We start from the raw sequence: 6468 nt of genomic DNA, 5'->3' as shown, positions 1-6468 counted from the left end.
ACCGTCGATACCGACGCGCTGTGCGCCGCGATCAAGGACGTCTTCCAGGACACGCGCAGCGTGCTCGAACCCGCCGGCGCACTGGCCGTGGCGGGCACGAAGCAGTACGCGGAGCGCGAGGGCATCGANGGNCANACGCTGGTGGCGGTCACTTCGGGCGCGAACATGAATTTCGACCGCATGCGCTTCGTGGCCGAGCGTGCCGAGGTGGGCGAGGCGCGCGAAGCGGTGTTCGCCGTGACGATCCCCGAGGAACGCGGCAGCTTCAAGCGNTTNTGCGAGCTGGTCGGCACGCGCAGCGTNACCGAGTTCAACTACCGCATCGACGACGCCGAACGCGCNCACATCTTCGTGGGCGTGCAGATCCGCAACCGCGGCGAGTCGCAGCAGATCGCGAAGACCTTNGTCGATCACGGCTTTCCGAGCGTCGATCTCACCGGCGACGAGCTGTCCAAGCAGCACATCCGCTACATGGTGGGCGGGCGCTCGCCGCTCGCGCACGACGAACGCCTGTTCCGCTTCGAGTTTCCGGAGCGNCCGGGCGCGCTCATGCGCTTCCTTTCGTCGATGGCGCCGAACTGGAACATCAGCCTGTTCCACTACCGCAACCAGGGCGCCGACTACAGCTCGATTCTGGTGGGCATCCAGGTGCCCGCCGCCGAGGACGCGGAGTTCCGCCGCTTCCTCGCCACGCTCGGTTATCCGCACTGGGAAGAGACGGGTAATCCGGCGTATCGGTTGTTCCTCGCGTAACGAGCCGCAATCGTGTCCGTTTCGCTTTCCGACAAGCTCGTCGTCGCCATTTCGTCGCGTGCGCTCTTCGATTTCGAGGAGGAAAACCACGTGTTCGAGGCCGGCGACCTGCAAGCCTACGAGGCGCTCCAGCGCGAGCGCCTGAACGTGCCCGCGCGGCCAGGCGTGGCGTTCGCGCTGATCCGCAAGCTGCTCGCGCTCAATGACGGTGCGCATCACGTGGAAGTCGTGATCCTCTCGCGCAGCGATCCCATCAGCGGTCTGCGCGCGTTCAGCTCGTGCCGCGAGCACGGGCTCGACATTCAGCGCGGCGTGTTCACGCGCGGGCGCGAGCCCTGGCATTACCTCAAGCCGCTCAACGCGTCGCTGTTTCTCTCCGCGAACCCGGCGGACGTGAAGAGCGCGCTCGACGCCGGATTCCCCGCCGCACGCGTCTTTCCGGAATCGGCGACAATGGCGGAACGCAACGCGCACGAGATTCGCATCGCGTTCGACGGCGATGCGGTGCTGTTTTCCGACGAAGCGGAGCAGATTTTCCAGAGCAAGGGGCTTTCCGCGTTCGTGAGCCACGAACGCGACAACCGCGAACTGCCACTCGCGCAAGGTCCGCTCCAGCCGCTGCTGGCGGCGCTCAACCGTCTGCAGAAGCTCGCCGACGCGAACGCGCAAATGCGCATCCGTACCGCCCTCGTCACCGCGCGCTCGGCGCCCGCGCACGAGCGTGCGATCCGTACGCTGATGGCCTGGAACATCGAGATCGACGAAGCGATGTTCCTTGGCGGACTCGACAAAGGCCCGTTCCTGCGCGAGTTCGAACCCGATTTTTTCTTCGACGACCAGATCCGCCACTGCGAATCCGCGCGCTCGGTCACGGCCACCGGGCACGTGGCGAGCGGCGTGACCAATCTCGCAACCGAAGCCAACGCATCATGACTCCCGATCAATCTCCGCTCGGCAAGGCCTCCACCTACACCGAGCAATACGACGCTTCGCTCCTGTTCCCGATTCCGCGCGCGGGTGCGCGCGAACAGATCGGCATAGGCGCGCAACTGCCGTTCTTCGGCAGCGATATCTGGAACGCCTACGAGCTTTCGTGGCTCAACGCGCGCGGCAAGCCGCAGATCGCGATCGCCACGTTCTTCATTCCCGCCGACTCGCCGAACATCATCGAATCGAAGTCGTTCAAGCTCTATCTGGGCTCGTTCGCGCAAACGCCGTTCGAATCCGCCGACGTGGTGCGCGACACGATCAGGCGCGATGTGACGGCGGCTTGCGGTGCATCGGTTTCGGTGAAGTTCGATCAGCCGGGCGGATTCGGCAAGATTCCATTCGAGGAATTCGACGGGCTCTCGCTCGACCGCCTCGACCTCGACACGGAAATCTATCACCCGGAGCCGACGCTTCTGAAGGCGGCCTTCGACGAAGCCCCCGTGGAAGAAACGCTGATCTCGAACCTGCTCAAGTCGAACTGCCCGGTGACGGGCCAGCCCGACTGGGGCAGCGTGCAGATCCACTACGTCGGGCCGCAGATCGATCAGGCGGGCCTCTTGCGCTACATCATTTCGTACCGCAATCACACGGGCTTTCACGAGCAGTGCGCCGAGCGCATCTTCATGGACATCCTGCGCGAGTGCAAACCGGACCGGCTCGCGGTCTATGCGCGCTACACGCGGCGCGGCGGCCTCGACATCAATCCGTTTCGCACCAACTTCAACATGCCGATGCCGGATAACGCACGGCTCGCGCGCCAGTAAGGGCAAGATCGCCGCCGTCTTTCGATCAGGCGAAACGCCAAAGCAAAACGCGCCGCAAAGACGGCGCGTTTTTCATGGGCGTGGCGATTCGCTGGCGCTTCAATGCGGCAACTCAGCCGCCCCCATGCGCCGCGCAATCACCGCGGTGCGCTGCGCGAGATACGCCGAGTTGCGATGCTCGTCGAAGTACTTGGGACGCGGCAGCATCACCGCGAGCCGCGCCGACTGCCACGGCGTGAGCTTCGCGGCACTCGTGCGGTAGTAGTAACGCGCGGCGGCTTGCGCGCCGTACACGCCGTTGCCCCACTCCACCGAATTCAGATAGATCTCGAAGATGCGCTCCTTGTCGAGCAGCGTCTGCAGCATCCACGTGATGATGAACTCCTGGCCCTTGCGGATATAGCTCTGCTCGCGCGAGAGGAACAGGTTGCGTGCGAGCTGCTGCGTGATGGTCGAGCCGCCGCGCACGATATGGCCGCGCTGCTTGTTCTTTTCCCACGCCTGGAGGATGGCGTCGGTTTCGTAGCCGTTGTTGTTGACGAAGTTCGCGTCCTCGGACGCGATGATCGCGCGCTTCAGGTTGCGCGAGATCTGGTCGTACGGCACCCATTCGTGCTGGATCGAGAGACTGGGGCGGTCGGCGGACAGACGCGCGGCGTCGGTGCGCATGAACGCCGTGGTTTGCGGATCGACGAAGTTCCAGGCCGCGATTTGCGCGAAGTAGAAGAGTTGCGTGACGATCCACGCAATGGCGAACACCGAGACGATCCAGATCAGCCAGCGCAGCGCGCCAGGACGCTTGCGCGACTGCGCGCGCCGCCCGTTGCCGCTCGCGACCGCCGCGGCCTGCGCACCGATGGCTTGCCTGCGCATGGCGTCGTCTCCGTTGTGTGCGAGAAGCGCTGGGCGTTACGCGGCCTGCGCGGCGAGCTGCGCGCGCAACGCCGCCAGCACCGGCGCGCCCTCGGGCCGCACGCCGCGCCACACGAAGAACGACTCGGCGGCCTGCTCGACCAGCATGCCGAGGCCGTCGGCCGCGCGCGCGCCAAGCGCCTGGGCGTGGCGCATGAACACGGTGGGCTGCGCGCCGTACATCATGTCGTAGGCGAGCGTGCCGGTGCCAAACGCACGCTCGTCACACTCGGGCAAGGCCGCATCGAGGCTGCCCGCCGTCGCGTTCACGATCACGTCGTACGGCCTGGGATCGACCGGGTCGCGATAGACCGGGTCGCGATAGACCGGGTCGCGACCGACAGCCTCAGGACCGCCGCCATTGAGGAGGCAGCCGAACTCGCCCGCCGCGCCGGCGAACTGCTCGATGAGCGCGTGCGCCTTGGGCGCCGTGCGGTTCACGATGGTGATCTCGCGCGGCCGGCGTTCTAGCATCGGCAGCACGACGCCGCGCGCCGCGCCGCCCGCGCCAAGCAGCAGCACGCGCGCGCCTTCGAGCGCGACGCCGAGATTCACCTCGATGTCGCGCACGAGGCCAAAGCCGTCAGTGTTGTCGCCGAAGATGCCGTCCGCGTCGAAGCGCAGCGTGTTCACCGCGCCCGCCGCCGCCGCACGCGGCGAGAGCTTGTGCGCAAGCGCGTGAGCCTCCAGCTTGAACGGCACGGTCACGTTCAGGCCGCGGCCGCCCGCCGCGTGAAATGCCTGCACGTGCTCGACGAAACCGTCGAGCGGCGCGAGCAGGCGGTCGTATTCGACGCGCTCGCCCGTTTGCAGCGCGAACTGCGCGTGGATATACGGCGACTTGCTGTGCGCCACCGGGTTGCCAACTACGGCGTAGCGGTCGGCGTGCGCAACCGGCTTCGACTCGCTGGCACTCATTCGCGCGGCTCCGTAGCGTGCTGTTCGCTCGATTGCTCTTCTGCGGCGGGCGCATCGCCTGCCGCCTCGCCTTCGGCGTCGCCGGCTTCCGCGACGGCTTCCGCTTCGCTTTGTGCGGACTCGTCGGCGGCCTCGATCAGCTCTTCGTCTTCGCCCGCATCCTCTTCGGCCTGTTCGCCGCTCGTCACGACGGGCGCATCGAGCACACGCAGCATGCGCACCGAAGCCTCGATGGTCAACTCGTCGATCGACAGCACTTCCATCATCAGGCGCGTGCCGCGCGCATGCACGCCAAGCGCGAGTACGTGCATGAGCAGCGGCACTTCTTCGAAGCGCACCAGGTCGTCCTTCACCACGCTCGCCGGGAATTCGCGGCGCGCCTCGCGCCCGCCCTCACCGCGCATTTCCTGCTGCAGCCAGCGCAGGCACCAGAAGTACTCCATGCGGCGCTGGTGATCGGCGTAAGCGGTATAGGTCTCGTCGAAGCCCTGCACGACGGCGAAAAGATCGGCGTCTTTCGGCTTGAACGGCGCGACGAGCTTGGCGGCCACGCCGTGCTCCACGCAAGCGAGCAACTGCCACTGGTTCACGAGGTCCACATAGCGGCGCAGCGGCGAGGTGCTCCACGCATACTGCGCGACGCCGAGTCCTTCGTGCGGCGCGGCGTTGGTTTGCATACGCGTGCGCTTGGGACCGGTCGGCGCGCCGAACGCGCGCTGCGAGCGGTAGATGCCCGGCACGCCGTGATCGTGCAGGAAGGCGCCCCACGTGGAGTTCGCGAGAATCGCCAGTTCCGCGACGATCAAGTCGAGCGGCGAGCCGCGACGGCGCGGCGAGATGGTCACATGCTCGCCTTCCACGTAGAAGTTGAAGTCGGTGTTGCGCTGGACTTCGCGACGCAGGCCGTATCCGGCGCGCGCCTGCTGGCGCTTCTCGAACAGCGCCTGCGCGAACGGCCACAGTACGGCGATGTCGTCCTTATGCGGATACTCGCCCGTACCCGCTGCGAGCGTCGCTTCGGTGACGACTTCGTCGAGCGTGTTATGACGCAGATTGCTCTTCACGAACACGCGCTCGGCGCGCGTTTCGGTCGCGACGATCTCCTGCGTCTCGCGGTTCACGATGCAGTAGAGCGAAAGCGCCGGACGCAGACCGCCTTCCTTGAGCGTGAACGCGTCCACGAAATCGTCGGGCAGCATCGTGATCTTGTCGCCGGGCATGTAGACCGTCGAAAGACGCGTGCGCGCGATCGTATCCGCCGTGTCGCCGCGCTGGATGCCAAGCGCGGGCGCCGCGATGTGAATGCCGATGCGCACGCGGCCGTCGGCCAGGTGCTCGATCGAGAATGCGTCGTCGATTTCGGTCGTAGTGACGTCGTCGATCGAAAACGCCTGCACGTGCTCGGCGGCGTCGGGCAGATCCTCGGGCAGCGTGCCCACTTCGACGGGCGGGAAACCGGTGCCGTGCGGAAAGAAGTCCGCGAGGAAGCGTGCCTCGTGCAGCGCGCGCGGCGAAGCAATGCCACCGTTTTCGAGCATGAGGCGCGGCATCGAAATGCCGCGCGCGGCGGCCGCCGCTTCGAGCGCCTTGTATTCGATGGCGTTCTTGTCCGGCTTCGTGAGGAGTCCGAGCGCTCGGCCCTTGAACGCCTCGGGCAGTCCACCCGCCTTCAGCTCCTCTTCGTAGCCGGCCTGCACCAGCGCCTGCTGACGCTTGCGCTCGAGCGAGGCCAGCGCCATCTTGAGCTGATCTTCGGGCGCGCGCTGATACTGGCCGCGCCCTTTGCGGCGAAAGTACACGGGCGAGCCATGCAGGCGCAGCACGAGCGCGGCGCGCTCGACAGGGCCGTAGGTTTCGCCGAAATACTCGCTCGCAAGCGCCGTGTACGCGAATTCGTCGGCGGGTGCGCACTCCCACAGGAAGTCCAGATCGATCTCCTGGGCGGCGGCGTCCGCCTGCTCCAGCAGCTCGCCCGCGGCCGGCTTCTCGAACTCGATCAACACGTCTTTGGCGCGCACCTTGGCGCGCCGCCCGCCCGGCAGCTCGACCTGAAACGCATCGCCCTGGCGCGACAGCACGCTGCCGGCCTTGAAACTGCCCGATTCCTCAAAGAAAACGTTCACTCAATACT

The 6468-nt window shown here is 66.4% G+C and carries 5 protein-coding genes and 1 pseudogene; 3 read left to right on the top strand and 3 right to left on the bottom strand.

Annotation, left to right across the window (positions count from 1 at the left end; genetic code table 11):
• The 3 genes and pseudogenes from A3CW_RS0135855 to queF all read left to right on the top strand — a co-directional run.
• Positions 1 to 753: pseudogene (locus A3CW_RS0135855) on the top strand (threonine ammonia-lyase, biosynthetic); the annotation flags it as partial.
• 12 nt (positions 754 to 765) lie between these two features.
• Positions 766 to 1686, top strand: coding sequence for a 5'-nucleotidase (locus tag A3CW_RS0135850; protein WP_028207840.1), 921 nt, complete (start codon positions 766 to 768; stop codon positions 1684 to 1686).
• Positions 1683 to 2507, top strand: a complete 825-nt coding sequence (gene queF, locus A3CW_RS0135845; RefSeq protein WP_028207839.1) for an NADPH-dependent 7-cyano-7-deazaguanine reductase QueF — start codon at positions 1683 to 1685, stop codon at positions 2505 to 2507. The genes A3CW_RS0135850 and queF overlap by 4 nt, the downstream gene beginning before the upstream one ends.
• 99 nt (positions 2508 to 2606) lie before the next feature.
• On the opposite strand, the gene mtgA is transcribed toward queF, so the two are convergent.
• The 3 genes from mtgA to A3CW_RS0135830 are packed head-to-tail and all read right to left on the bottom strand — an operon-like array spanning position 2607 to position 6460.
• Entirely contained in the window at positions 2607 to 3380 is a 774-nt protein-coding gene (gene mtgA / locus A3CW_RS48680) for a monofunctional biosynthetic peptidoglycan transglycosylase (protein WP_051481939.1), read from the bottom strand.
• A gap of 36 nt (positions 3381 to 3416) precedes the next feature.
• The gene (aroE, locus tag A3CW_RS0135835) at positions 3417 to 4337 is read right to left on the bottom strand and encodes a shikimate dehydrogenase (protein WP_028207838.1); all 921 of its coding nucleotides are present in this window, start codon (positions 4335 to 4337) and stop codon (positions 3417 to 3419) included.
• Positions 4334 to 6460: a ribonuclease catalytic domain-containing protein gene (locus tag A3CW_RS0135830; protein WP_028207837.1), complete on the bottom strand. Its 2127-nt coding sequence runs from the start codon at positions 6458 to 6460 to the stop codon at positions 4334 to 4336. The genes aroE and A3CW_RS0135830 overlap by 4 nt, the downstream gene beginning before the upstream one ends.
• Positions 6461 to 6468: the final 8 nt, after the last annotated feature.

Source organism: Paraburkholderia nodosa DSM 21604, from assembly GCF_000519185.1.
Lineage (GTDB): Bacteria > Pseudomonadota > Gammaproteobacteria > Burkholderiales > Burkholderiaceae > Paraburkholderia > Paraburkholderia nodosa.
The sequence above is the reverse complement of the archived record's forward strand: the minus strand, read 5'-3'. Positions and strand labels throughout refer to the sequence as shown.

What these genes read in the sequence shown, in the direction of transcription:
- queF (WP_028207839.1), top strand. Translation starts at nt 1,683, where the DNA reads ATGACTCCCGATCAATCTCCGCTCGGCAAGGCCTCCACCTACACCGAG.
- mtgA (WP_051481939.1), bottom strand. Translation starts at nt 3,380, where the DNA reads ATGCGCAGGCAAGCCATCGGTGCGCAGGCCGCGGCGGTCGCGAGCGGC.
- aroE (WP_028207838.1), bottom strand. Translation starts at nt 4,337, where the DNA reads ATGAGTGCCAGCGAGTCGAAGCCGGTTGCGCACGCCGACCGCTACGCC.